Raw genomic sequence first — 26,751 nt, 5'->3', positions numbered from 1 at the left:
ATTGGCAACGGTCATCGTCATCGTCGTATTGACCGGTTTTGCGGCGCTGCTGCCGCGTCGCGCCGACGCGCAGCAGGGATACTCGCTCCGTTTCTACGGAACCGGCGCCCGCGACGTGGATCGTGTCAAGATACCATTGGATGCGCCCCACCGTCCGGTCGATGTCGGAGCCACCGATATGACCATCGAGTTCTGGATGCGCGCGCTGCCAGGCGCCAATGCCAGTGGTCCCTGCGTCGCCGGGCAGGACGCCTGGATCAATGGCAACATCATGTTCGACCGCGACATCTTCGGTACAGGCGATTACGGCGACTATGGCATTTCGCTCTACGGCGGGCGAGTCGCGTTCGGGGTCGCAACGTCCTCTGCAAGCCGGACGATCTGCGGCGCAACGAATGTCGCCGATGGGCTGTGGCATCACATTGCTGTCACTCGACGGTTCAGCGATGGGCAGTTGACTGTTTTCGTCGATGGCGCGCCCGATGCGCAGGCGACCGGTCCGGTCGGCGATATCAGTTATCGGGATGGACGCGCCGCCCAATGGCCCAATGAGCCATACCTGGTCATCGGCGCCGAAAAACACGACTATGATCGCACTGCCTACCCATCGTTCAATGGCTGGATCGATGAGGTTCGTCTGTCGCAGGCGCTGCGCTACACCGCGCCGTTCTCTCGCCCGACGCAACCATTCGTTCCCGATACGCTGACGGTTGCCCTCTACCATTTTGATGAAGGCGCCGGGGTCATCGTCAAAGATACGTCCGGCGTGGCCAGCGGACCCACAAATGGAACGCTCTTCGTTGATCCGCTGTCGGGCGGTCCGGTCTGGTCTACCGAAACGCCGCCCTGGGCAGGCGTCGATCCGCCAACCGGCACACCCGTTCCGCCGACAGCAACGAACACGCCCGTTCCGCCGACGGCGACGAACACGCCCGTTCCGCCGACGGCGACGAACACGCCCGTTCCGCCGACAGCGACGAACACGCCCGTTCCGCCGACGGCGACGAACACGCCCGTTCCGCCGACAGCGACGCCAACACCAACCGGTGAGGGTCCGGCGGTCAACCTGTTGCAGAACGGCGGCTTCGAACTCGATGCCAACGGCGACACACGCCCAGATAACTGGACGACGAATACACGTGTGACCCGAAGTGCAGCAGTGGTGCGCAGCGGCAGTTACGCTATGCGCCACTATGCAACCGATAATGCCAACTATACGATTTCTCAAACCGTTGCAGGCATCACAGCGGGAACAAACTATGTCCTGCTCGGTTACGTCAACATTCCTCCCACCGGTGATGCGTTCACTTTCAGGATACAGGTACGCTGGCTGCGTTCCGACAATACGATCATCCGCACTGATACGCCGCGCAGTTTCACCAGTAGCACCGGCGGCGTGTGGGAGATGGCGCGCGGCGTTTATGCTGCGCCAACCGGCGCCGTTCGAGCGCGGGTCGAGATGAATGTGTCCAGCCTGAATGCAACGGTGTACGCCGACGATGTTGCCTTTGGTCCCGCGTCAGGCGGCGGGTCGACGCCAACGAACACTCCTGCGCCGCCAACAGCGACGAATCTCCCGGCATCGCCAACTGTTACCCCTACGCCATCGCCTGTTGCCGGCGCCAATGGCGCGCTGGCATTTGACGGCATTGACGACGAGGCAGGCAATGCAGCATTTTCGATGAATGGCAGGTTTACTGCTGAAGCCTGGGTGCGTCCTTCGAGCGCTAATCAGACCTCGATTGTGATCGTCACTGGCGATGGATCGCGCGGCTGGTCGCTCGAACTCAACGATGGTCGGGCGACGTTGTGGGTTGCGAACAGCGCCGGCGTCTGGTCGTTCGCCCGTAACGACAATGTGGTTTTGCAGTCCAATCAGTGGTATCACGTTGCGGCAACGTATGACAGCGGCAATGCGCGCGTGTTTGTCAATGGCATTGCCGGGACATCCAGTTCAGTCGGGATGGTGAGTCACATGCCGGTCTTGCGCCTGGGTGGAGTAACCGGCTACGGCTTCTTTGCCGGGCAGATCGATGACGTTCGCATCTCGCGGATTGTGCGCTATACTGGAAGTTTCACGCCGCCATCGGCGCCGCTGACCGAAGACGCCGATACGATCGCGCTCTATGTGTTCGATGAAGGAAGCGGGCAGACGGTGAGTGATGCGTCGGGGAATGGGTATCACCTGATGCTCGGACGGAACACAGGCGCCGACAGCGCCGACCCGCAGCGCGTCGGATCGACGGCGCCGGGTAGATGACCGCTGCCTGCTACTGCCGCATTTCGTCCAGACTATGCACCCACGGCAGATAGTCCTGGACGGCCCGAATCAGGCGCGTGTCGGCACTCCAGAATTCGGCGCCCAGTCGCTCGGCCAGCGCCAGGTAGTGAGCATCGTATGCTGCTGGCAGAGAGAAGGCGCTGGCCAGTTGAATGGCCCGACGATGGAGTTCGCCATCGCCCACTAGTTCGATGTCCAGGCGCAAAGTCAGGTCCAGCAGCGTCTCCGCCTCGACGGAGGAGAGACGTCCATGCACAGCGTAGCGGTGGAGAGCGCTGGCAACCTCGTAGTACAGCAGAGTTGGAGCTACCAACCGCCGCCCTTCCTGATGCCATCTCTCCCAAAGCGTCTCAGCCAGCGGTCCTGTCGCCTTATCCAGCAGCATCCGCAGGAGGAAACTAGCGTCAGGACAGACCGGTAAGCCGGGCATCTTGCTCCTCCCGTTCTTCCCGGATGACCTCCTCTGGAGAGGGCGATAGCCCGCCAGCCCGTCGGGTTCGGAAACTTCGAATCTGGCTCAAGGTCTCTTGCCATGCGGGACGTGCCTGACCTTCCTGCAAGCGACGGTAGGCCTCCACAGAGAGAACAACGACGTACGGCTCGCCATCCCGCTCCACTGTGACTGGTTGGTGAGTTTCTGCCACCCAGCGTATCAATTCGCCGAAGCGAATACGAGCCTGTGTGGCGCTGACGACTCGGGTCATTTCTCATCTCCTTATTAATCGGTGAGTTACTCGATGAGAGTATACGCAACTCTGGAGGAATGTCAAAGAGTGAACATATGCCAGCGCAATTCGTGGTACGATAGCAGGCGCGACGATCCACGCTCATATCACAGGAAGAGATCATGCCAGCATCGATTACCGGGTTGCTGCGCCCCGACATTGCAGCGCTCGAACCATACACGCCGATTGTTCCGCTCGAAACGCTTGCCGAGCGCCTCGGTCTGCCGGTTGAGCGGATCATCAAACTCGACGCCAACGAGAACCCCTATGGTCCATCACCGCGTGCGCTGGAGGCGCTGGCTGCCGTGGAGCGCGACGCGCCTCACCGCTACGCCATCTACCCCGACCCGGATCACACCCGTCTGCGCGCCGCCCTCAGCCGGTACATCAGCCAGCCGCCGGAACGGATTATTTGCGGCGCAGGCTCGGATGAACTGATCGATCTGCTTATGCGCGTGGTGCTGCGTCCTGGCGATGTCATGGTCGATTGCCCGCCGACCTTTGCCATGTACAGTTTCGACGCGGCGCTCTACGGCGCGCGCGTCGTTCCGATACCGCGCACCGAACAGTTCGATGTCGATGTCGAAGGAGTTGCCGAGGCGGTCGAGCGTGACGGCGCAAAACTGCTGTTTCTGGCAGCGCCGAACAATCCGAGCGGCACGCTGCTGGCGCGCGCCGCCGTCGAGCGTCTGCTCGATCTGCCGATCATCCTGGCAATCGATGAAGCCTATGCTGAGTTCGCCGGAATGAGCGTCGTCGATCTGGTTGGAACGCGCCCCAATCTGGTCGTACTCCGCACCTTCAGCAAATGGGCCGGGCTTGCCGGGCTGCGCATCGGCTATGCGGCAATGCACGAAGATGTCATTGCTTCCCTGTGGAAAATCAAGCAACCGTACAACGTCAATGTCGCCGCCGAAGTGGCTGCAATCGCGTCGCTCGACGATCTGGACGAGCGAATGACGACCGTTGCCCGCATTGTCGCCGAGCGCGAACGCCTGGCAACCGCGCTGGCGGCGCTGCCCGGCGTTCACGTCTACCCCAGCGCGGCGAACTTCCTGCTCTGCCGGATGACCGACGGCGGCGCAGCGCGCGCCCGCGCCATCCGTGACAGCCTGGCGCAACGCGGGATTCTGATCCGCTACTTCAACCGACCGGGACTCGACGATTGCATCCGCATCAGCGTTGGGCGACCGGAACAGAATGATGCGCTGCTGGACGCACTGGAAGGGCTGGTATAGCATCATGAGTCGTTCATCGACAAAACGCCGCCAGCCTGCCGCCAGGCGGCGTCGGGGAGGATGGCCTCAGCGCGCCTGGCGCTTCTGGATGAACGACATTCGTTCGCGTCGTTCCTGTCTGGGGCGAGCACTGTCGATCATAGCCGGGATCATCATCATTGTCGCCGTCGTTCTGCTGATTGTCGGGTTGATCTCTGCCCGCAGCGACCTGTTCTTTCCTCCTGAAACCACATCGTCGCGTCCACCGCACGACGCATCTGCGCCTGCCCCGTTCATCCCTTCGTCCTCGCCAACATCTCTTGTGTTGCCGGAAGGACTTGAACGCGCAACTGTCACAAATGTCGCCGACGGCGACACGATCGAGGTGTCGCTTGGCGGGGAACGAGAACGAGTGCGACTGATCGGCGTCGACACCCCGGAGACATCACACCCATCGCGTCCGGTCGAATGTTTTGGGCGCGAGGCGACGGCATTCACACGCGAATTGTTGCGCGGGCAAACGGTGCTGCTCGAAGCGGATCCCAGCCAGGACAACCGCGACCGGTTCAACCGGCTTCTTCGATTTGTCTGGTTGCCCGACGGGCGATTGGTCAATTACGAAATCATTGCGCAGGGGTACGGCTTCGAGTACACCTTCCGGACGCCTCACCGCTATCAGGCGGAGTTCAGAGCGGCGGAACGCGCGGCACGCGAGGCGCAGGCGGGGCTATGGGCGCCGGAGACGTGCAATGGTGAGCGCGCGCTCACAACCCCTTCGACAGGATCGGGGACTGCCACTCCCCCTCCTGCTGCTCCACCCACTGCCACCGGGAACCAGACGCTGCCGCCATCATTCGACGGATGCCGCACCGAACCGAATGCCGCACGTGCGCCAAACGCTCCGGTTGCGATTGTGAGCATTGACAAACGCGCCGAAGTGGTTACGCTGCGCAACGTAAGCAACGCGACGGTCAACCTGGACGGGTGGACCATGTGCAGCATGCGCGGCGCGCAAATCCATCAGGGTATTGGCGGCGCACTAGCGCCGGGTGAAACGCGCTCGTTCCCACGTGATGGCGGCAGAGACATCTGGACCGACAACGCCTCCGATCCGGGCGCACTGTACGATGCAGAGGGCCGGCTTGTCGCCTATTGGGATGATTGAGGCGCCGATGGTTCCCGGCCACTTCTACTCGACCGAAACACACTCGGCGCCAAGCGCCCCGCGCAATGCATCGATCAGTCCGTCGTCGCAGGTGACCGTCTGGCGCATGCGCAGCAACACCCGGCGATCGGCGGCGTCGAGCTGGATCACCACCTGATCGGCGCCATCGCGCCCGCGCAGCAGATCGTAGACGTGCTGCATCAACTGAATATCTGCCTCCTGATCGGCGGAGCGCTGGAAGCGCAGGCGCATGGTGCGCCCCTGCGCAGCGCCGCCGTTCGTGGGAGGCGCGTGATGATCGTGCCCATTGCCGTTCGGCGCTGGCGCCGGGCGGGAACGTGATGGGGTATGCGGTTTGATGATCGAGATGGGTGTGGTAATCGGCGGCGGCGCGCTTGCGGCTGGCGCAGATGGCGCGTGCGACTCTGACGATGCCGCAGTTGCTGGCGTCGCACTGGCGGATGCCGCTGGCGCGGTTGGTTCTTCCGGCGCCGCTGGATGGATGGCGGTCGTTGCCATGCTTTGCTCTCCCTCTTCCGACAGCCCTTCGAGATCCATTTCGGGCGTTGCCGGCGGCGGTTCAGCCTCCGACAGATCGAGGAGCGTTGCGCTTTCGAGTACCAACTGCACGGCGCCATTGCGCTCATCGACCTTTGCTTGCACGCTCAGCAAAGCGTCCTGGCGCAGCAGATCGCGGTATTTCTCGCAGGCTTTGGGAAAGGCGACGAGTTCGACCGAATCCTCGTTCTCGTCTTCGAGCGCCGCAACCAGCATCGTATCGCCCTTCTTCGTCGTGATCGCGCGAACGCGCGTCAGCATGCCAGCAAAGGTATGCACTTTGCCCAGGTATTCCTGCACCCCTTCGGCATCGCGGATTGCGGCAAGCGGCACGCGATGATCGACGTTGGCGCGTTCCAGCGCCATTTTGCGCGGGTCATTCGAAAAGACCACGCCGAGCAACTCTTTTTCCCATGCCAGTTTTTCCTTGCGGCGTTCCGCTGTTTCCTCGATGACGGGCAACGGAATAGCAGCGATTGAATCGGCGGACTGCGACACAAGACCGCCGAACATATCGATCTGCCCGGTTTCACGATTCTTCTGCGCCTGCGCACCCGCGTCCATGGCGGTATCGAGGATCTCCAGTTTTTGCCAGCGATTGCCGGGAAGCGAATCGAGCGCGCCGCACTTGATCAGGCTCTCGAGCACGCGTTTGTTCAAGGCGTGGCGATCCACCCGTTCGCACAGGTCTTCGAGCGAGCGGAACGGACCATTGGCATCGCGTTCGCGCAGGAGTGCTTCGATCGGTCCGGCGCCAACATTCTTGATTGCCGCAAGACCGAACAGGATGCCACGTTTGAGCTGCCCGTCCGAAGGATCGTGGAACTCGCGGATGGCAAAATCGAATGCACTGTCGTTGATGTTGGGTCCGAGCACCGGAACGCCGCGCTGGCGGCATTCGTTGACCGCTTTGGCGATGTCGTCGGTCACACCATTGGCGCCCTTCAGCACGGCCGCCATGTACTCGACCGGATAGTTCACCTTGAGCCAGGCGGTCTGGTAACTCAGCAAACCATAGAGCGTCGAGTGCGGACGGTTGAAGGAATAGCCGGCAAACGGCAAGATCAGATTCCACAACTGATCCGCCTGCTCCTGGGTCAATCCTTTTCTGAGGCATCCCTGTTTGAACTTGACTTCGTTCTCCGCCATCAGCTTCTTGTCCTTTTTGCTGATGGCTTTGATAACGATATACGCCTGACCGAGGGTATAATCGGCGACTTCCTGGAGCAGGCGCATGATCTGTTCCTGGTAGACGATCACCCCGTAGGTGTCTTCGAGGATGGGCTTCAGGATCGGGTGGAGATAGGTAATGTCCTGCGGGTTGTTCTTATTGTGAATATAGACCGGGATCTGTTCGAGCGGACCGGGGCGGTAGAGCGCAACCATCGCATACAGGTCCTCGACGCGGGTTGGCTTGAGCTGCATCAGGTAGCGCGTCATGCCCGGACTTTCGAGCTGGAACACGTTCGTCGTCTCGCCGCGACCGAGCGCCTCGAACACCTTCGGATCATCGAGCGGGATGTCGGAGAGTTCCATCTTTCGGCCGGTGGTCTGTGCGATATAGTCCAACGCCTCGGCCACGACTGAGAGGTTGGTCAACCCCAGCACATCCATCTTCAGCAGCCCCATCTTTTGCAGGGTGGGACCCTCGAACGCCGCCATCAGGGCGTTTTCGTCCTTCGTGGTGCGCTGAAGCGGGACAATCTCCTCAAGCGGCGTGCGACTGACGACAACGCCGCACGCATGCGTGCCGACGCTCTTCATGCGTCCTTCGACCTTCTGCGCCCAATGGATCAGGTTGGCCAGGTTGGGGTTGGTCTCGTAGATCTGTTTCAACTCCGGCGACCGTTCGAGCGCCTGAGCAATCGTGGTTCCCACCGGCAACGCCGGAATGAGTTTGGCGACGCGGTCGACGTCGTTCAGCGGTATTTCCAGCACGCGCCCGATGTCACGAATCGCCGCTTTTGCGCCCAATGTGCCGTAGGTGATGATCTGCGCGGTGTTATCGCGCCCATACCGTTCGGCGATGTACTCGAGCACCTCATGGCGGCGGCTATCGGCGAAATCGATGTCGATATCCGGCATCTCCAGGCGTTCCGGGCTGAGGAAGCGCTCGAAGAGCAGTTTGTTCTTGACCGGATCGACATCGGTGATGCCGAGGCAGTAGAGGATGAGCGACGCGCCCGCCGACCCGCGCGGCAGGCAGGGAATGCCGCGCGCCCGCGCGAATTTGACGTAATCCCAGACGATCAGCATGTAATCGGGGAACCCGGTCTGGTTGATTACGTCGAGTTCGTAGTCGAGGCGCTTCACGTACTCTTCGGGCGGATGACCGTTGAAGCGCCGCATCAACCCTTCTTCGCACACGAATCGCAGGTAGGATGAAGCGTCATATCCTTCGGGAATATCGATCGTCGGCAACTGCACGCGGCCGAACTCCAGGGTCAGGTTGCAGCGCTCGGCGATCCGGCGGGTATTTTCGAGCGGCGCCGTCCCGTATTTCTTGAACCGGTTCCACATCTCTTCGCCGGTCATGATGTGGTACGTGGGGTCCATCTCATACCCCTTCGCGCACAGTTCCTTGAGGGTCATGTTGTAGCCGAGCGCCAGGATCATCTTATGCGCCTCGACATCCTCCGGGCGCACGAAGTGGGCGTCGTTCGTCACCACCAGCGGAATGCCCAGTTCCTTCCCGATGCGCACCAGTTCGTCGTTAATCGCTTCGAGTTCAGGGGTGTTGTCGTGGAGTTGCAATTCGAGGAAATAGTTGTCGGGTCCCAGCAGATCACGGTAGTAGGCGGCGATCTCACGCGCCTGCTCTTTCTGCTGTTCCGTCAGGCGCTGAATGACTTCGCCGGCAATGCACGCGGAGGTGACGATCAATCCTTCGTGGTGCCGTTCGAGCAGGGCGCGATCAATGCGCGGGCGGGCGAAGACCCCCTTCCCCATGCCATCGAGGTGGGCGCGGGTCGTCAGACGCACCAGGTTGCGGTAGCCCGTCTCGTCTTTCGCCAGCAGCAGCAGGTGATAGTAATTTTTCGCGCCGCGGCTCGTCGCATCCCGGCGCGATCCGGGCGCCATGTAGGCTTCCAGCCCGATGATTGGCTTGATGCCAGCCTTCTTTGCGTTCGTGTAGAACTCCACTGCGCCGTACATCACGCCATGGTCGGTCAGCGCGATGCTGTCCATCCCCAGTTCGACGGCGCACGCGGCAATGGCGCTCGTGGCAGCATAGCCATCGAGCAGACTGTATTCGGAGTGAACGTGCAGGTGAACGAAGTCGTTCATGGAAGGTCTCCCCAGCGCCACAGGAACGATGCACATGACGCGATGAAAGGAAAACGTTTTACACTCAACGGTGATGGCTTAAGCAATCAAGACTCTCCAAAGCATCAGGCGCCGATTGTGCGCCAGGCAGGTGTCAGGCAAAACGCATTCTAATGCGGCTGATCTACATAACGACTGAGACGCAGCGCGCACACGCTCCTCCAACGGTGCAAGTATAGCACACTCATGCGACATTCGTGAAGTGGATAACCTGTGGATGTGTAAGGGATTTTGATGGCAATTAACGTGGAAAAGATGTGAATAGAGCGGGAATGTTAATTGCAAAAAGTGTTCGTTTCGCTGCCATTTCGGTTGATCCATGCGTACAGATGCGGTGTATAATCCAGAATAATATGCACGGCGATGCTTCGCGTACATACGACAATCGTCAAGAAAGGGGCAGAACGATGAGTATGACGCAGAGACAAAGCTTCATCATCATCTGTGCGCTGATTATTGCGGGTGCAATCTTGTACGTAGTTCTATCGGCGGTCGCAGGCGCATGGGATCGTGTGGGAACGGGTGTTCTGAGCATCCTGGTGATCGGGTTGGCGCTGGCGGCGTATCTGCGCGGCTGGGCGTATGCGCCTCACGCTCTGGTCGTGGTTTTTGTTCCGGTCACTGTCTTTGGTACGTTCGATGTTGAGACAGTCTATCGTTCCTCTCTTTTTGTCCCGCCGGCACTGGCGCTGGTCTTACTCTCTCCTCCCTGGGTCATTGGAACCGCGCTTGCGAGCGTCCTCTTGATGGGTACACGGGTGGGATGGAGCGGTCCATATATGGATGGTATCAATCTGGTTGTGTATGGAGTCATTATTGGCGCCATGCTACTGGCGCGCGCCATTCTGAGCACAACCGCGCAGCAGGCGGAAGCGGCGCGGCAGCAGGCGGAAGCGGCGCGGCAGCGGGCGGAGGGGCTGGTCGAGTCGCTGGCGGAAGCCAATGCCGCTCAACAGGCGCAGATCGAAGAACAACGTCGGCTGCTCGATCTCGTGACGACGCTCGAAACGCCTGCTATACCGCTTGCCGATAGCGTTCTGTTTGCTCCCATCGTCGGGCATCTCGACAGTCGTCGCTCATTGACGCTGAGAGAGCGTCTGCTCGAAGCAGCGTACAACGGGCGCGCTCGCCACGTCATTGTCGATATTTCCGGTGTGGCAACCATAGACTCGACCGTGGCAAAGTCGCTCATCGACATGACGCAGGCGCTCAAACTGCTCGGATGCCACGTCACGCTGAGCGGCATTTCGTCGAACGTGGCGCTGACTCTGACGCATCAGGGCATTACGCTCGGCGGCATTGCCACCGTCCGCAGCGCGCAGGAGGCGTTGATGTTAGGGGTTAGGGGCGCCACCGGCAACCTTCAAGTCTTTGTGTGATCACCATATGGAACATTGCCGCCTTCCCGCCTTCAACCTGCAATGTGCAGCCTGCAACACTCTTCGCGCCTATCGTTGCCGTTTCCATGCCGACACATTCCACGTCACCGGCGCCATCGCATCGGGGGCAAGTCCACGCACATCAGGCGCCGCCACAACCACGCTGAGGCGCTGAAACAGGGGGATCGCCGGCAGTTCCTGGGTCCAGAGTTGCTGTTGACGCAGGTACGCCTCAGCGCGTTCCGCCGGATCGAGGGTCGTATCGGCGGTTCGCACCGCGCGATCGGCGTCGCGGAAGCACCAGCCGGCAAAGTTTTCTCCGCGATAGTCGTTGCTCTCAGTGGGAACGGCGGCGCAACTCCAGAGTTGCAGACCGGCCGGCTCCGGTCCGGCGATCCATCCAAAGAGCGCCAGATCGAACTGTCGGAGATAGAGGGGTCCGTCCGTATCGAACATCTCATCAGGCGGCGCTTCGTTAATATCGATCACAACGCCGATCACCTGCATATCTTCTTGAAACCGGCGCGCGATCGCACGCCGAACTTCGCTGCCACTGGTTGTCAGGAGTTGCAGCGTCAGCGTGACGCCATCAGGCGACGCTCGAATGCCATCGCCGTCGGGATCGGCATATCCGGCTTCTTCGAGCAACCGGCGCGCCTCGTCGGGGTCATATGGGTAGCGGGTCACCTGATCGGGCGGCGCGGCAAGCGGGTGCGCCGGCAACATCCAGCTATCCAGCACCGGCGTTCGCCCGCCGAAGAGCGCATCGGCGATTGCCTGCCGGTTCGTGCCATACGCCAGTGCGCGTCGCACTCGAATATCCTGCAACACCGGGACGTCCAGATTGAACAAAATATGTTCCCAGACGGGACTGGGGGTGGTTATGACCTGCAACGTTCCTTCAGCCGCATCGGTGTCGAAGCGGGTCAGCATAGCTGGCGGGATGCGCTCGGCGATTCCCAGATCGAGATTGCCATTGAGCAAATTGGCGCGCAGCAGTTCAAGATCGGGAAACACCCGAACGATCAGGCGCGATGCCGCCGGCGCCGGACCGAAGTAATGCGGGTTGCGTTCGAAGCGCAATTCGGTGGCGGTGCGTTCGACGAGCATATACGGACCATACCCGACCGGCCGGCGGGCAAATTCGCTTTCACGCACCCGCGTCGGATCGACATCCTTGAGCAGATGGCGCGGCAGGGGCGTCCAGTAACTCATAAAGTATGCCGCTCCGACGTAATCGGGCTGAAGCACGGCGCGCGTCGTATGATCGTCGATCTTCTCATACGCGGCGGTCTTCGCCAGCAATTCGGCTGCCGCATCGCCAGGCGGCGCGGCTTTCGCAAGTTCATACGCAAATGCCGAGTCATCCGCCGTGACTGGCGTTCCATCCGACCAGCGCAACTGCGGGTTCCAGCGGAAGGTGATGACCAGTTGATCGACCTGTGTGACGACATCGGTCACCGAGGTCGTAATTGCGCCGGTTGCATCGAGGTAGACATCGACCTTGCGCAGTTCCGCGTCGCCGTTTTCAAGCGAGGGGGTGCGTTCGAGCACGCCCGTCACGGTATAGCCGTAGTCGTAGGTCAGAATTGGCGATGGGAAGAGCAACTCGGTGATCAACGCCGTTGTCCGGCGGGTGGCGGCGGATTGCGGATAGGGGTACAGGTCGGATGGAAGGTCGAGCGCCCCGATCATCCAGGTATCGCTGCGCTCTGCGATGCGTGCAGCGATCACCGCACTGGTGGGAATAGGAGCGATTGCCGATGTGGTCGGAGCAGGCGTCGGCGTTGGTACGCCGCCTTCGACCGTGCACCCGGCCAGCGCCATGCACGCCATTGCCAGGGTTAGAACCAGTTGTCGCCAACGTTCAGGTTGTCGTCGGATCATACGTGTGAGGAGTGTAGCAGGGTTGCGCCGATTTGTCCAATAACCGTTTATCAACGGTTGTATGACGTGCTATAATCGGTTACATTCTCGTCAGCGGCGGAGCGCTTCTGTGACTGAGCCGGCCGTTATCTCAACCGATCAACTCATCTCCGATCTCGATCACCTCATCAGCCTGGCAGGCAGCCCCGGTCAGGCGGATGATCTGCGCATCGTTGCCACGCGAATCGCAACCATGATGCGCCGTCGCGGTTTGACCGTCGAGGTGCGCCCGACGTCAGGCGCCCCGATCGTCGTTGGCTGGCGTGGCGGGCGTCAACCATACACCGTGCTGCTCTATCATCACTACGATACGCCCTCTCCCGGTCCCTGGCGCGCCTGGCGCCACGATCCCTTTCAGTTGGCGGAACGCGATGGCATCGTGTATGGGCGCGGCGTGGCGGACGGGAAGGGACCGCTGGCGGCTCACCTGAATGCAATCGCTGCGCTGATCGAATCAGAAGGCGAATTGCCGTGCGGCGTCGTGGTGGTTGCCGAGGGCGACTCTTTGATCGGCAGCCCTTCGCTTGGTTCGCTCATCGCCGATCGACGAGCGCTCTTCAAAGCCGACGCCTGCCTGGCCAGCGGGGGCGACCGCGATGCCAGCGGGCAACCATTCTGCTACAGCGGCGCAAAAGGATTGGTGCAGGTGACGTTGCGGTTGCAGCAGTCGCAGGAAGCCTTGCCCGCAGGCATGGCAGCCAGCGTGCCCAATCCGCTCTGGCGCATGATCTGGGCGCTCAACCAGATTAAGACCGACCAGGAAGAAGTGTTGATCGGCGGGTTTTACGATGCCATCGATGGTCCCACAACCACAGAGAACCGTATCCTGCGCACGGTATTCGCTGATGAGGCAGAGCGGCGCAGCGCCTGGAACATCGATCAGTTCCTTTTAGGATTGACCGGTGCGCCGCTGGTGCGTTCGGAAGTGACTCTGCCGACGTGCAATATCAATCTGCTGCAGATCGAGCCGGTCAGCGATCTGCCGACGATCCCGCGGAGCGTCGTCGCGCGATTGGACTTTCAACTTGTGCCCCGGCAGCGCCCTCAGATGGTCATTGAGGCGCTACAGGCGCACCTGGCGTCGAAGGGATTGACCGACATCCTGGTTGAACGCCTGCCCGGCGGGTACCCTCCCGCTCAATCCCCCATCGATGACCCCTTCGTGCGACTGGTCAGCGATGTTGGCAGGTATATCCACGGAGCGCCGCTGACTGTTCTGCCGCGTGGCCCGTTCAGTATGCCGTTGTTCTATTTCAGCGAAGCGTTTGGTATTCCGGTTGCCTCCATTGGCGTCGCACGTCCATCCAGTGCAATCTTTGGCGCCAACGAGTGCATCCCGCTTCCCGATCTGGTGCGTCACGGGCAACATCTGATCGAGATACTCTACGCCTGCGCCAGCGCAAACGCCAGTACCCAATGACGTCGCCTCGCTCGAACCGTCGGACAATCACGGCACGTGTCGTCCTGTCGCCTCTCCTGCTGTTCCTCGCATTTCTGCTCCTGTACGTCTGGACGGCTGCGCCCGACGTGCTCTCTGGCGACTCGGCGGAGTTTCAACTGGCATCGGTCATCCTCGGCGTACCGCATCCGACAACCTATCCGCTGGCGACAATCCTTGGCCATCTGGCAACCGTTGCGTTGCCATTTGGCACGCTGGCGTGGCGTGTGACGGCGGTTTCGTCGGTGTGCGCGGCGCTGGCGGTCGCACTGTTTGCGTTGCTGGCGCGGCGCGTGGTTGAATGTCCGTGGGCGGCGCTTATTGGCGCCCTGGCGCTCGGTCTTGCGCCGGGGTTGTGGCATGCTGCCACGATTGCGGAAATTTATGCGTTGCTGGCGCTGCTGATCGTTGCGCTGGCGCTGCTGCTGCAGCAGGCATGGGACGGCGCGCCGCCGCCGGGTCTGAAGCGGCTGGCGCCTGCGGCGCTGATCGCCGGTCTTGGTCTGACCCATCACGGGTTGTTTGCCATCACGACGCTGCCGCCCTTTGCCGCTGGACTTGTTGCTACGGTATGGCGTGAGAGAAAACGGACGCCGTTACGCCCGCTGGCCGCATCCGCCGGTTGGGTCAGCCTCGCCTTTCTTGCCGGTATGACGCCATGGCTCTATCCGCTGGCGCAGTTTGCCCGTTTTGGTCCGTTCAACGGCATGGATTATGGGCTACCACACCACTATTTCTGGGGAGCGCCGCAATCGTGGCAAGAGGTGATCGACCTGTTGACCGGCGGCGAGGTGCGGCGGGGCATTTTTCGAGCGCCGGACGCCGGTTCGCTCGTCGCTACCTTGCAGATGGTCGGCAGGCGACTGTGGTTCGAGTTCGGACCGGTCGGCGTGCTCCTGGGATTGGCGGGAAGCGTTGCGTTCCGCCGACAGTCGGTGTGGGTCTGGCGGACGGCGGCCTGGGTGTTCTTTGCAACGCTGGCATATCTTCTGCTGTTGGGTCCGGCGGTTGGCGACGCCCCGGTGTTTACCCTGCCGATGCTGTTGCCGTGGGCGCTTTGGATCGCGGTCGGCGCCGATATGGTCGTTCATTGGCGGCAGTCATTGCGCGCGCGCTGGCGCTATCCTGTGATATTCGCGCTCCTGCTCGCGCTAACGCTAGGGTGGGGCGCGACGCGCTATCGGGTGTCGGCAAAACAGCATCTCTGGCTCTACCGCGAGTTCGGGACCGCAACATTGTCCGCCCTTCCGCCCAACGCCGTCGTGATCACCCACTGGGAACAGGGAACCACCCTCCTCTACCTGCGCGTCGTGGAAGGCGTGCGCCCGGATGTCTGGGTGGACGTCGTCGAGCCAGGCGACGACCCGTGGCTCGAACGGGCGTACCGTCGCTACCCCGGTCGCCCGGTCTACTTCGTCGGCCAGCCGGAAAGCGTCGCTGGCATACCCGTCGACCTGCTGATCGATGAACCATACGCCAATGTCTATCGGTTGCGAGCGCCGCCGGAATGCTGAGAGCGTGTCTGAAAAAGTCGATTGGGCAGGCGAAGGCAGCGCCTTCGTTTGCCCAAAAGCGCATCGATCAGCGCACTGCTTGTGGGAGAAGGGAATGGAGGGGTGAGGGAAAAACGGTCACAGCAACGCGCGTCGTATCTCATACCGATGCGCGCTCATTCGTGCAAAACCGCCGGGTGCGCAGCGGACACCGGTGCGCTGCGGGTGAACGCCCTCGCTGAGGACGCAGTTCGACCATGCTCACCGCACGCGGTTCGACGGCGCTCACCGCAAGTGCAAGCCCCGCCGGGGCTGCTGATGCCGATGCGCAGCCGGTGCGCTGCGGGCTAAAGCCTTCGCTGAGGCAAGTGCAAGCCCCTTTGGGGCTGCTGATGCCGATGCGCAGTCATGCGTCCACAACCGCCAAAGCATGTTGTGGATCGTTACGCTTTGCGAACCGGGCGCTCGAACATCTGGTCTGACTGACCGCAAGTTAGTATCAGTTCTCGGTTCATTCCGCTCCACGCGCGCGGGGTTCGCGCCGCTCGCCGCTCGCCTCTTGCCCCTTGCCGCTCACCCCCCTGCCGCCGGACGGGCGCGGGGGGCGCGCCGCTCGCCTCTTGCCCCTTGCCGCTCACCCCCCTGCCGCCGGACGGGCGCGGGGGGCGCGCCGCTCGCCCCTTGCCCCTTGCCGCTCACCCCCCTGCCGCCGGACGGGCGCGGGGGGCGCACCGGTGTTCCTCTGGCGGGTGTTGGTATTGACAAACTGTCGCTTTGTCCTCCATCATGCAATTGAAGACATTGTTCCATCCTTCTCAGCCATCTTGCAAGTTGCAAGTCTCTCCCTGAGGGTCCTGGTGTGCCTGGTTCAGATGGGTCATTGTTATGTCTACAGATAGCGCTGGCCTTGCTCTTCCTGATCTCCCGATCCTGGGTCTTCGTCTGACGATTCGCCTGCTTATCGACGCCTTTCTGCCCGCGTATAAGGGCGCTATGCTGCGCGGCGGCTTCGGCTATGCATTTCAGCGCGCCTCCTGCCTCCAGGCATGTTGGGGACGGTCGCATGAATGCACCATTACCCCATTCTGCCCATATCGCTGGGTTTTCGAGACGCCACACCCGCCCGATGTCGCGCACCTGCACGACCTGCGCGATGTGCCGCGCCCATTCGTCATCGCAGCGCCCGATGACACGCGCACCCGCTATGCGGCGGGTGATGCGCTGGAGTTTGGATTGACCCTGATCGGACGGGGGGTGGAGTATCTGCCCTACTTCCTGTTCAGTTTCGAGCGCCTCGGCGTGATGGGGTTAGGGCGTGATCATGCTCCCTTCCGGCTGGAACGAGTCGAAGCCTTGCGCCCCTGGCAACCGACCGGCACGGTCATCTACCAGGATGGTCAGGTGCTGCAGGGCGCGGGGCATCTGCCGTTCATCGATGCCACGGCGCTCTCCGCGTATGCGCAGTCGCTTCCCGCCGATCTGCGCCTGATCCTGCACACGCCACTCCGCATTCGTGAGCGAGGAGAAGTGCTGCATACCTTCGACTTGCCGGCGCTGGTTCGCGCGGCCTGCTGGCGTATTGACGCACTGACGACCTTCCACGGCAATGGACGGTGGCAGGTCGATTATCAGCGCCTGATTGATGCTGCGCGCGTCGTCACTATTGAAAATGCGCAAACGCGCCGGGTCGATCTCCAGCGCACCTCGACGCGCCAGCAACGGACGATGCCGCAGGGCGGGATCGTCGGCACGGTGATGCTGCGAGGCGTCGGCATCGATCTGCGCCGGCTGCTGGCGCTTGGCAGTGTGGTGCATATCGGGAAGTCCTGCACCTTTGGGCATGGCAGTGTGCGCATCGTCGGCATTGATCGTCGGTGATTGTTGCATTTGTGACGGGTCTACGGAGTATACTGGGATCAATGTAGTTGAAATGTTGTCCTGGCCATCGTCTTTTCCTTATCTGAGACATCTATCTGAGGAGGAAACACAAGGACGCTATGACCAACGCAGATCGTTTCACCCACGCAGTGGCGGCGTGCCTGGCGTATGGAACGGGGATAGATGCACATTCACTGGCAGACGTTGTGCATCAGGTGTTGAGCGATGCGCCACACGCGCCGTCCCGCACTGTACTTGAAAAACTGCACCGAACCGTGACGGAGCGCCTGCGCGACGCAGGCTTGCCGGAGGAGGCGCACAGAGTGGCGCTGGTCTACGGCGGCGCGACGAAGATTAAGGGATACGTCTTCGAGGCGCCGGCGTTGCCCGAAATTCGCGGCGCCAGTGGGCTGCTCGAGTGGGTGAACGATCGTCATCTTCCTGCGATCTGGCGCGAGACGCTCGGTGAGAGTCTTGGAGAATCGTGCATTATCTATGCCGGCGGCGGCAGTTTCCTCGCGTTTGCGCCGGCCGCCGGAGGCGCAGAACTCGCCGGTCGCATTGAACAGGAGTTTACCTGCCAGACCCTCACTGCCAATAGCGTCGCCGTCGCCGCAACCTTTTCGCTGCTTGAACTGCGCTACGGACGCCGACCGCTCGACTTCTGGGCAGAGGAGTTTCTGGAACGCTGGCGCGCCCCGCAGTTGCGCGCCGAACTTGAGACGTACTACTACGAGCCGCTGCCGGGAAGCGCTGCGGCGACGCTGACCGATCATGACATCTGTGCTACGGTTCCCGGCCAGGCGCTCAATCATGATGAACGCGCCGCTGTGCGACGCTTCCTGAACCGCAAGCAGTTCGGCGAACTGGTGACGATTCTGGCGACTATGTTCAACCGGCGCCGTGATGAGCGCGCCTATGCCGGCGCGCCGCGATACTTGTCGCTCTACCCCATGCTGCCATGGGCGGAGCGGTGTGGCAGTAGCGATGTGCGTCCTGCCGAATGGCGCGGCGCTGTTGCCGATGAGACGCGCGCCTACAGCGAACCCTCGGCGCGCAAACGGTATGTCGGGCAACTGATCAAGCGCGACGACGACGCTCAGACGCGCTGGTATACGTCAACGTTCGCCTGGCGTGCGCCCGACGCCCTGCGCGATCGCTCATGGGAGACACGGTGGGAGGAGTTTCTTGAACAGAAAGGCGCTGATACGCCCTACCGCCGCGCCATGGATCAGCAGCCGAATGTCACACCGCCGCGCGACTTGAACGAGATCGGCGCCGCTTCCCGACCAGATCGCTACATCGGCGTCATCTACGCTGATGGGAACAATGTTGGACGGTTGATTGCCACCCTTTCGACTCCCGACGATCTGCGTCGGACTTCTGAGCATCTCAGCACAGCCGCGGCCGATGCGGTCTTCACGGCGCTGGCGCACTGCCTCCAACCGGTCGAGGTGCGACGTAAACGGCAGCGTGCGGTTGTGCATCCCTTCGAGATTCTGACTATCGGCGGCGATGACCTGCTCCTCATCGTTCCCGGCAGTCGCGCCTTCGACGTGGCGCTGATGATTGCCTCTGCATTTGAACGCTTGCTGGCGCAACGCCTTCCTGCGCCAGTGAGCGTTCATGCGTCGAATGCTGTGCACACCCGTTACACCCGCGCAACGCCGGTCACGCAGGAACCGTACACGCCGTCGGTCGGGCTATCGGCTGGCGTGGTGATTGCCCATGAATCGGCGCCAATCTTCTTCCTTCGTGATCTGGTGGAAGAGTTGCTCAAGCGCGCTAAGAAACTGGCGCGCCGCTACGCCGCACAAGGCTACTACGGCGGCGCCATTGATTTTATGGTGCTGAAGTCGGTCACGATGGTCGCCGACTCGGTCGAAGCGTTCCGCAAAGCGGCGCTGCACGATGAGAGTGATCGGCGCCTCACTGCGCGCCCGTACACCTGGCACGAGTTTACCGGTTTGCTGGAAACGGTGCGGGCGCTCAAACGCACCAATTTCCCGCGCTCGCAACTCTACCGCCTGCGGCGCGTGATGGAAACAACGCCTGGAGTGATCGCCAGCGCCATGGAATACCTGTACACCCGTGCCCGTCAAACATCGCTGAGCGACACACTGATCGACCATATCGAACAGGCCTGGCAACCGTCGGACGCAACGCTGCGTCGTCCTGTAACGCCTCCCTGGCTGCCGCTGGCGCATCGGGCATACGAGACAATCTGGCCCGATCTCGCCGAAATGTACGACATGGTCTCCGTTGTTGTCGAGGAGCAAGAATGGTCAATATCATCATTGATCTCGAAGTGCTGAGCGATACGCCCGTGAGTGTCGGTGCAGGCGGCAGCGCCGGAACGCTTGCCGACAAAGTGATCGCGCGCGATAGCCGGGGGCGTCCGCTTATTCCTGGCTCGCAGGTCAAAGGGCGCGCGCGCCACGCCGCCGAAGCGATTGCAGCCACGCTTGGACTCGGCGTGCCGCAGAATTTCGGCGACGAGACCGATACCATCATCCGGCGCATGTTCGGTTCGCCGCAGCAACGAGCGCCGCTTCACTTCGCCAGTCTGATCGCTGATGTCGGAGAGGCGCAGGCTGTGCCGCAATGGTTGAGTCAGATCCGCCCTAGCGTGGCGCTCAACCGGCGACGCGGCACGGCGGAGGATGAGCGCCTGTTGTTTCAGGAAACGGCGCTGCGCGGGATGCGTTTCACCGCTCGACCGGCGATTGTCGGCACGCTCCCTGACCTCGGTCATGTCGCGCTGCTGTGGGCTGCATTGCGCGTCGTTGATCGCTGGGGCAGCGCGAAGTCGCGCGGACTCGGATGGGCGACAACAAGAGTGCAGGTAACAGTGGCCGGTCAGGTACAGGACGATGACGTTCTCGCGGAGGCGTTGCGCGGTCTGGTGCGCGGGGGAGGAGCGTAATGCACGAGACGTTGCTGATAGTCGAGGCGCGTGAGCCGATCGCCTTCCCGGAGAGCAAGCCCGGCGCGCAGTTCCGCCGCAGCCTGCCGTTCGTGCCGGGAGCGGCGCTGTTTGGCGCGCTGGGCGGCGCGCTGGATCGGAGTGGGCGCTTCGATCCGGCGCTCCTGGGGCGGCTGCGCTGCCGCAATGCCTACCCGACGCACAAAGGTGACGCATGGGTGCGCCCGTTGCCCGCAACCGCCATCACGCCAAAGGGCGAGAGTCGCCTCCGCGACTCGCTGGTGCAGCGGGTGTGCTGGGAACAACAGACCCCGCCCGCGCTGGTGTACGCGCCAACTGATGCCGAGGGGCGTCCCTGGGAAGCGGCTGGTCAGAAGTTCTACACCATCACGGATGGGAAACCGGAGTTCCGCGATGTCACACAGCGCATCCACACGCGCGTGGCCATCAACCGGCGGCGCGGCACGGCAGAGGATAGCCTGCTCTATTCCTTTTTCGCCATCAACGAGACAACGCTGGAAACAGACACGCCAACGCGTTTCATCGGCAGCCTGGCGATGATCGATCTCGATGACGCCGCTGTCTGGCGTCAGATAACGGACCTTGTCACACAGCAGATTGATCGCCTTGGCGCGCGCCAGACAACCGGCATCGGCGGGGTGCGGATCACACTGCGCGATCTTCCGGCTGAGCGCAGCATCCGCGAGCGGGTGGAAGCGCTGACCAGACGGTTCACCCGGCAGATTGAGCGCTACCAGGCGCTCGGCGGCGCAGCGTGGCGTCTTTCCGGTGAGGCGTTCACCGTCAACCTGGTTTCCGATGCCATTCTGTTGCGCGATGGCTGGCTGCCAACCCAGGAACTGAGCGCTGATATGCTGCGCGACGCCACCGGCATCGAGGCGCGGCTCGTGCGCTCATTTACCACAACGCGGATCGTAGCAGGATGGCACGCCCTCTGGCAGCGCCCCAAAACGTCACACATCGCCGTGCGCTTCGGCAGCTTGTACGTGTTCGAGGCGCAGCGCCCGCTGACCGATGACGATTACGCCGCCCTGGAACGCCTCGAACGCGACGGCATCGGCGAGCGTCGCCAGGAGGGGTTCGGGCAGGTGCGCATCTGCGATGACTTTCATTTGATCGATTAGGAGAAGAGCATGGATCCGCAGAGCAGTGACGAACTGCGCCGCGAACTGGCGCTCGACCAGGCGATTGGCGCCCAACTCGACGCGCTGGTGCGCCGCGCCAACCAGGCAGTGCTTCAGTTGCGCGGCAAAGAGAAGATGGAAGAGAGTCAGTTGCGCAACCTGCTGGATGCCGCGATGGAGTCTGGCTCGGTTGAGGTGACTGCCGGGTTTATCCGCTATCAGATCGGGCGTGACAATGCCAACTGGAAAGACTTCGGGCATCACGTCATCAGCGATCTTGGCGAACTGGGACGCGATGAGACCGAAAAAGTCGTTGATTCTTTGAAACACATGGGCATCGCCGACGCCGATGCGCTCAAGCCGCGCATCCAGGTGCGCCTGATGCAACTCTATCTTGGGTACATCAATCGCGCCTTTGTGTACGCCAAAAAGGCGAACGGTTTTGATCATCTAGAGGAGGTCGTCAGTGTCGCGTGAACCGATCTATTCCTTCGCCGCGCTGCACAATCGCCTGACGGTGCGCGGCGATCTGCTGGCGCTGACGGCGCTGCGCATCGGCGCGGGGCGGACAACCGAGATCATTGCCAACGACCTGCCGGTGCTACGCGATGCCTTCGACCGTCCCTTCATCCCCGGCGCGTCGCTCAAAGGCGCTCTGCGCGCGCAGGTTGAGTCCCTGGTGCGCGCCGTCCAGCCCGATCAGGCGTTCGACCTCGAACAAATCGAAGCCCATATGCGCCGAGAGATCAGCCAGTTGAAAGAGCAGCACGATGATGACATGGAACTGAGCAAAGCCATCTGGCGCGCCTCAACCCTGATCGACCTGACCTTCGGCGCGCCGTGGGTTGCGGGGCGGGTGTTCTTCAAAGATGCGCATGTTGATCACCGACTCTGGTTTGGTCAGTTCGAGACGCGCAACGGCGTCGGCATCAACCGCGATACCGAAACGGCTGAACCTGGGCTGCTCTACGATTACGAGGTCGTTCCTGCCGGCGCGCGCTTCCATTTTGATCTGGTCGTCGAAAATGCTGCGCCATGGCAACTGGGCATGCTGCTGGCGGCGCTCAAGCCATGGCAGCGCGGCGAGGTGCAGATCGGCGGGTTCCGCTCGCGCGGTTTGGGGTATGTGCAACTGGTTGGGCGCGAGGGACGCGAAGCGCCGGAGATTCGTTACATCGCTGTGCGCGAAGGCGTGGCCGGCGTTAATGATGTCATTGCCTGGCTCAACGGCGGCGGCGAGGCGGTCGGCGCCGATCAAGAGCGGGAATGGGTTGCCGCGTTCCGCGCAGTGCTTGAGCAACCTGAGCAGGCGAAGGAGATGATCAATGCATAAAGCGACCTTTCTGAACGGGACGCTGCGCCTGACCATCCGCCCCGACGGTCCGATCCTCATCAAGGCGGGTGAGACCGGCGGCGGCGACCCGACCTTGCCCGAAATGCAGTTTGTGCGCACGAAGTACGCCGTCTCCGACGGCAGCGGTTCGCAGTATGCAGCAGGCGCGATCTACCTGCCGGGTCCCTCGCTCAAGGGAGTAATCCGCGCCCATTGCGAACGCATCTGTCGCACCCTCGACGGCGACGCGCTGCAAAAGGAACGAAAAGAGCGACGCCGGCAGTTCGATGAGGCAGAGAAGATACCGGAAGATGCCCGACCCATCCCGCTTGCCGACAATCCGCTTGGCGACGGCGCGCGGTACAAAGGTCTCGAGGATATGCGCTACAACTCGGGTCGGGCAATTGAGGCGATGCGTGAAAAGATTGGTACCGCTGCTGTCTACCGCCTCTCTTCATTTGTGGCGCAACTCTTCGGCAGCACGGCGCTGGCGGGGCGCGTGCGCTTCGCCGATGCTTACGGCAAACACGTGGTCACCGAAGAGCGCAACGGCGTCGCCATTGACCGCGTATACGGCTCGGTTGCCGACGGTCCGTTCAACTACGAAACTGTCGTGAGCGGTGAGTTTCCGACGCGGATCGACTTCAAGAACGTGACACTGGCGCAATTGGGGTTGCTGGGGCTGGCGCTGCGCGACCTGGCGGAAGGGCGTGTTGCGCTGGGGTTCGGGAAATCGCGTGGACTGGGGCGTATCACGGCATCGTTCGATAGCCTCGACATCCTGTACCCGACCTGTGTGCTGGAAGGGAATGCGCTGCGGCTGGTCGGCAGAGACATCCGCCTGCCCGCCGGTCATTTCGGCGGCGTGGGCGCCTTCGGCGGCGACGCCTATCGCGCCTATGATTTCCCCGCCGATGACACCGCACCGCTGCCGGAGGGTCTGCGCTTCCAGGAGGAAGAAACGATGGGGGTGCGGCTGCACGCCGAAGGCGCCGATCAGGTCAAGGCGATCTGGAAGGCATGCATGCCTGCGTGGAGACGGGAGATCGGATTATGAACAACGTTGGCTATATGTACCGCCTACGCGAAGCGACCGGCGCCGAAGTGCGCCGTGTGGTCCGTGAATACGTGGGAATCCCGTGCTGGACCTTCGGCGGCGCATCGTTGTGGGATGTTGCGCCGGCAGATGGGAGCGCCAACCTGCGTCCGATAACGCAACTGAGCGACATCGAACGTCTCAACATCCGCGGCGATTTCGGGCATGCCTTTTCGGAGCGCGCCGAAGCGCGCTGGAAGCGATTGGACGACGACGCCTATGATCTGCTCGTCTTGAGCGAAGCGGAACTTTTTATCGAGGGCGCCTGCCCGCTGACGTGCGAAGGCGAGCCGTGGGAAATCGAGCGACCGGCGAAGGCGATGATCCTGCAAACCGATAAGCGACCGGCGATCAAGTACGTGCTGTACCGCGCGCCGCTCGGTGCGCTGCAACTCGTGCGGTTGGCAGGGCTGACAGAGGAGGAACGACGATGAGCAACGACCGGCGCAACCGTGGCGGCGCACAACCGCTGCCCAAGCCGTATGATTTTGTGCCGTTTGCGTCGCGGGTCGAACGCCGCGCGCCCGAAGGACATCATCGCTATACGCACCTGAACGGTGTGCTGCACGCACGCATCATCGCACGATCACCGGTGCACGTCGCCTCTGGTTTGCTCGAACAAACGTGCAATCAACGTTATCCGATGGTCAAGGCGCATTTCCGCGTCAATGGGACGCCGGTCATTCCAGGTACTTCGATCAAAGGGTGCATTCGCAGCATTGTTGAAGCGATTTCGTCTTCTTCGGTGAGTGTGACGCGAGCCCGTCAACTGCCGCGCGAACTCAAAGCATCGGAGAAACCAGAGAGCGTAGATGTATCACAGCGGATCTTTGGCGCGCTGGGTTACCAGGGACAGGTGCGCTTCAGTGATGCCGTCCTTACCAGCGAGCAAACGGAAATAATGGGTACGCCACAATTGTTCCGTCCGCGCCCCGAAGCGCCGGTCTATCTGGACGCGAGGAATCGTCTGAAAGGGCGCAAATTCTACATGCACGGCAAACCGGCATCTGGCGACCTTCCACTCGAAGTGTGTCCAGTCGGTAGCGCGTTTACGTTTCGGATGGATTTCGAGAACCTGACGCCGGGTGAACTTGGCCTGCTCCTGATTGCCCTGGGGCTTGGCGAGCCGCGATGGTATCCCAAGCTAGGAGGCGGAAAACCGGCGTGTCTGGGGACCATTGAGGTAGTCGAGCCAAAGGTTGAGATCACGGAACCGATGCAGCAGTGTTACAACGATTTCGACATGCCTGCACCGCAGACGAGAGACATTCCGGATTTGCTTCAGGCAGCGCGTCATGAACGCCTGGTATTGGAAAATCAAGCGCGTCGTTTGGCAGACATCCTGCGCTGGCCCCGCGACGACCGCCGGTGTCCAGATCGGAGTTATTAGAGCAGTCCCTTTTGACCTGTCATGCGTTTGACGCGCTGGCTAAGCCGGTCGAAGCCAGCGCCTGCCGGACGTTCGACGCGCTGGCTAAGCCGGTCGAAGCCAGCGCCTGCTGGGTGTCCAATAATGCCTGGGAGTGGGCACTATGCGAAATACCGGAATGACAAACGACTTGATGGAACGCGCATCAGCCATGGCGCTCAAGCTGCGCGATACTCGCGTTGACCCAAACGAAGCGCGGAAGGCGCTGGCATATCTGCGCACCCGCAAGGATGGGAAAGCCTTCTTCGCCTATCTACAGGCGATTGTCAACAATGGTCGCGTCGTTATCCGTTCGAACCAGACGATTGAGTACTACCGCAATCTGCTGGCAGCAAGCCAGCAACATTTGCGCAATCTTTCGCCGCAGGACATGGCGCTCACGCTTGGATGGGCGATCCGTTTGCTCAAGTACTATGATGCTGTGCCAGAAACGGAGCGTCAACACCTTGACATTGTGGAGGCTTCTCCTTCGCAGCCCGCCTCGCGCGCATCGTCTGAGACGCCACCCCTCCCCAAACCACCCCCTGCCACGCGCCCGCCTTCTGCATCGCCCGCGCCGTCCGCAGTGCAAACCGCACCACCCGCGCCGCCTGCGAGTATTCCCCTGCCAGGAGAGGTCTTTTCCGGCGAGGTGCTGGAGGTTGATGAAGACGCTGTCGAGGTGAAGGTGAAAAATTTTAACCCGAAGCACGTGATTGGCGTCATACGCGCCGAGATGATTCCGGATCGCAATACCGCACGGTATTCGGCAGGCAACACCGCCCGCGTCGAAGTGGTTGCCGCGCAACAAAAGGGCGACAGGACCATCCTGGAGTTGAAACCGGCGCCGAGAAGGAAGGCGCGCTCCTAGATGCAATACGTTTCCAATAAGGACGACAAGCCGTCACTGACAGGTCCTGAGCGCGGCGCCTCTGCGCCTTTGTGTGCGTTTATTTGCAGGGTATTGGTCTCAGGCGCAATCATCCGGCACAGACGCTCCCAAATCACACCGTCTCATCCGGCGAACCGGCAAAAAAACCGGTGACAGGCGCACTGAAGGGAAGCGACGGCGAGGTAAGCGTGCCATCCACAGCGATCAGCTCGGTGTGCAGGAAGGCGCTGGTGATCGGGTCGGGGGATGTGCAGAGGATGACGTCACGCGACGCAGGGCGCACAATCCAGTATTCCGGCACGCCTGCACGTGCATATGAGAAACGTTTGATGGTTTCATCAGTCTCAGGGTTCGATGGCGACAACACTTCGACAATCAGCGCCGATACGCCGTTAATACGGCGGTCGTGGATGATGTGACGGTCCACGGCGCCCAACGACAATATCCGGCTGGACCGGATCACAGCCAGGCATCCGCATGCCGACCGGCGCCCACGCCGTCCATACTTTCCTGTGTCGGTCAATCTGCGCAATTAACTGAAGCGCAATCTGACGCACAATCCAT

20 protein-coding genes and 1 pseudogene are annotated in these 26,751 nt (G+C 61.7%); 16 read left to right on the top strand and 5 right to left on the bottom strand.

The annotated features are described in order from the left end of the window. The first annotated feature begins 1 nt into the window (after position 1). Positions 2-2,260: a LamG domain-containing protein gene (locus tag AC3EA7_RS14900; protein ID WP_488614855.1), complete on the top strand. Its 2,259-nt coding sequence runs from the start codon at positions 2-4 to the stop codon at positions 2,258-2,260. Between the two features lie 10 nt (positions 2,261-2,270). On the opposite strand, the gene AC3EA7_RS14895 is transcribed toward AC3EA7_RS14900, so the two are convergent. Both AC3EA7_RS14895 and AC3EA7_RS14890 read right to left on the bottom strand, forming a co-directional pair. Beyond that, positions 2,271-2,711, bottom strand: coding sequence for a type II toxin-antitoxin system VapC family toxin (locus AC3EA7_RS14895; protein ID WP_488614854.1), 441 nt, complete (start codon positions 2,709-2,711; stop codon positions 2,271-2,273). Next, positions 2,686-2,985 carry a type II toxin-antitoxin system Phd/YefM family antitoxin gene (locus tag AC3EA7_RS14890; protein WP_488614853.1) on the bottom strand — a complete coding sequence of 100 codons (300 nt, stop codon included), beginning with the start codon at positions 2,983-2,985 and terminating at the stop codon, positions 2,686-2,688. The genes AC3EA7_RS14895 and AC3EA7_RS14890 overlap by 26 nt, the downstream gene beginning before the upstream one ends. Positions 2,986-3,128: 143 nt before the next feature. Here AC3EA7_RS14890 and hisC point away from each other — a divergent pair, with 143 nt between their 5' ends. Together hisC and AC3EA7_RS14880 are read left to right on the top strand one after the other, a co-directional pair. Further along, positions 3,129-4,244, top strand: coding sequence for a histidinol-phosphate transaminase (gene hisC, locus AC3EA7_RS14885; RefSeq protein ID WP_488614852.1), 1,116 nt, complete (start codon positions 3,129-3,131; stop codon positions 4,242-4,244). Positions 4,245-4,248: 4 nt separating this feature from the next. After that, on the top strand, positions 4,249-5,388 hold the full coding sequence (locus AC3EA7_RS14880; RefSeq protein ID WP_488614851.1) for a thermonuclease family protein: 1,140 nt from the start codon (positions 4,249-4,251) through the stop codon (positions 5,386-5,388). Positions 5,389-5,412: 24 nt separating this feature from the next. On the opposite strand, the gene dnaE is transcribed toward AC3EA7_RS14880, so the two are convergent. Further along, positions 5,413-9,234 carry a DNA polymerase III subunit alpha gene (dnaE, locus tag AC3EA7_RS14875; protein ID WP_488614850.1) on the bottom strand — a complete coding sequence of 1,274 codons (3,822 nt, stop codon included), beginning with the start codon at positions 9,232-9,234 and terminating at the stop codon, positions 5,413-5,415. Between the two features lie 452 nt (positions 9,235-9,686). Between dnaE and AC3EA7_RS14870 the strand changes: the two genes are divergently transcribed. Next, positions 9,687-10,652: an STAS domain-containing protein gene (locus tag AC3EA7_RS14870; protein WP_488614849.1), complete on the top strand. Its 966-nt coding sequence runs from the start codon at positions 9,687-9,689 to the stop codon at positions 10,650-10,652. Positions 10,653-10,721: 69 nt separating this feature from the next. Here the strand turns inward: AC3EA7_RS14870 and AC3EA7_RS14865 are convergent, their stop codons facing one another. After that, a complete protein-coding gene (locus tag AC3EA7_RS14865) occupies positions 10,722-12,539 on the bottom strand; it encodes a peptide ABC transporter substrate-binding protein (protein WP_488614848.1) in 1,818 nt (605 codons plus the stop codon). Positions 12,540-12,648: 109 nt separating this feature from the next. Here AC3EA7_RS14865 and AC3EA7_RS14860 point away from each other — a divergent pair, with 109 nt between their 5' ends. The 12 genes and pseudogenes from AC3EA7_RS14860 (at position 12,649) to AC3EA7_RS14805 (ending at position 26,166) form a co-directional block, all read left to right on the top strand. Continuing rightward, positions 12,649-13,998 (top strand): M20/M25/M40 family metallo-hydrolase, encoded by a 1,350-nt coding sequence (locus AC3EA7_RS14860; protein ID WP_488614847.1) that lies wholly within the window; start codon positions 12,649-12,651, stop codon positions 13,996-13,998. Then, positions 13,995-15,530, top strand: a complete 1,536-nt coding sequence (locus AC3EA7_RS14855; RefSeq protein WP_488614846.1) for a protein O-mannosyl-transferase family — start codon at positions 13,995-13,997, stop codon at positions 15,528-15,530. Before AC3EA7_RS14860 ends, AC3EA7_RS14855 begins: the two co-directional genes overlap by 4 nt. A gap of 864 nt (positions 15,531-16,394) precedes the next feature. Then, the gene (cas6, locus tag AC3EA7_RS14850) at positions 16,395-17,387 is read left to right on the top strand and encodes a CRISPR system precrRNA processing endoribonuclease RAMP protein Cas6 (protein WP_488614845.1); all 993 of its coding nucleotides are present in this window, start codon (positions 16,395-16,397) and stop codon (positions 17,385-17,387) included. 119 nt (positions 17,388-17,506) lie between these two features. Next, positions 17,507-19,702: a type III-B CRISPR-associated protein Cas10/Cmr2 gene (cas10, locus tag AC3EA7_RS14845; protein WP_488614844.1), complete on the top strand. Its 2,196-nt coding sequence runs from the start codon at positions 17,507-17,509 to the stop codon at positions 19,700-19,702. After that, positions 19,669-20,313 (top strand): RAMP superfamily CRISPR-associated protein, encoded by a 645-nt coding sequence (locus AC3EA7_RS14840; protein WP_488614843.1) that lies wholly within the window; start codon positions 19,669-19,671, stop codon positions 20,311-20,313. Before cas10 ends, AC3EA7_RS14840 begins: the two co-directional genes overlap by 34 nt. Further along, positions 20,313-21,487, top strand: a pseudogene (locus AC3EA7_RS14835) (type III-B CRISPR module-associated Cmr3 family protein). The gene AC3EA7_RS14840 and the pseudogene AC3EA7_RS14835 overlap by 1 nt, the downstream one beginning before the upstream one ends. Continuing rightward, a complete protein-coding gene (locus AC3EA7_RS14830) occupies positions 21,468-21,935 on the top strand; it encodes a hypothetical protein (RefSeq protein ID WP_488614842.1) in 468 nt (155 codons plus the stop codon). Before AC3EA7_RS14835 ends, AC3EA7_RS14830 begins: the two are co-directional and overlap by 20 nt. Next, a complete protein-coding gene (gene csx7 / locus AC3EA7_RS14825; protein ID WP_488614841.1) occupies positions 21,925-22,791 on the top strand; it encodes a type III CRISPR-associated RAMP protein Csx7 in 867 nt (288 codons plus the stop codon). Before AC3EA7_RS14830 ends, csx7 begins: the two co-directional genes overlap by 11 nt. Next, positions 22,784-23,848 carry an RAMP superfamily CRISPR-associated protein gene (locus tag AC3EA7_RS14820; protein ID WP_488614840.1) on the top strand — a complete coding sequence of 355 codons (1,065 nt, stop codon included), beginning with the start codon at positions 22,784-22,786 and terminating at the stop codon, positions 23,846-23,848. Before csx7 ends, AC3EA7_RS14820 begins: the two co-directional genes overlap by 8 nt. Next, positions 23,845-24,321 carry a hypothetical protein gene (locus tag AC3EA7_RS14815; RefSeq protein WP_488614839.1) on the top strand — a complete coding sequence of 159 codons (477 nt, stop codon included), beginning with the start codon at positions 23,845-23,847 and terminating at the stop codon, positions 24,319-24,321. The genes AC3EA7_RS14820 and AC3EA7_RS14815 overlap by 4 nt, the downstream gene beginning before the upstream one ends. Beyond that, positions 24,318-25,277: an RAMP superfamily CRISPR-associated protein gene (locus AC3EA7_RS14810; protein ID WP_488614838.1), complete on the top strand. Its 960-nt coding sequence runs from the start codon at positions 24,318-24,320 to the stop codon at positions 25,275-25,277. The genes AC3EA7_RS14815 and AC3EA7_RS14810 overlap by 4 nt, the downstream gene beginning before the upstream one ends. 157 nt (positions 25,278-25,434) lie before the next feature. Continuing rightward, on the top strand, positions 25,435-26,166 hold the full coding sequence (locus AC3EA7_RS14805) for a hypothetical protein (protein ID WP_488614837.1): 732 nt from the start codon (positions 25,435-25,437) through the stop codon (positions 26,164-26,166). A 133-nt stretch (positions 26,167-26,299) separates the two neighbouring features. Here AC3EA7_RS14805 and AC3EA7_RS14800 read toward each other — a convergent pair whose 3' ends face one another. Then, positions 26,300-26,614, bottom strand: coding sequence for a Uma2 family endonuclease (locus AC3EA7_RS14800; RefSeq protein WP_488614836.1), 315 nt, complete (start codon positions 26,612-26,614; stop codon positions 26,300-26,302). Between the last annotated feature and the right edge of the window lie 137 nt (positions 26,615-26,751).

The sequence above is a fragment of the Roseiflexus sp. genome, assembly GCF_057785375.1.
This window is presented reverse-complemented; position numbering and strand designations above follow the sequence as displayed.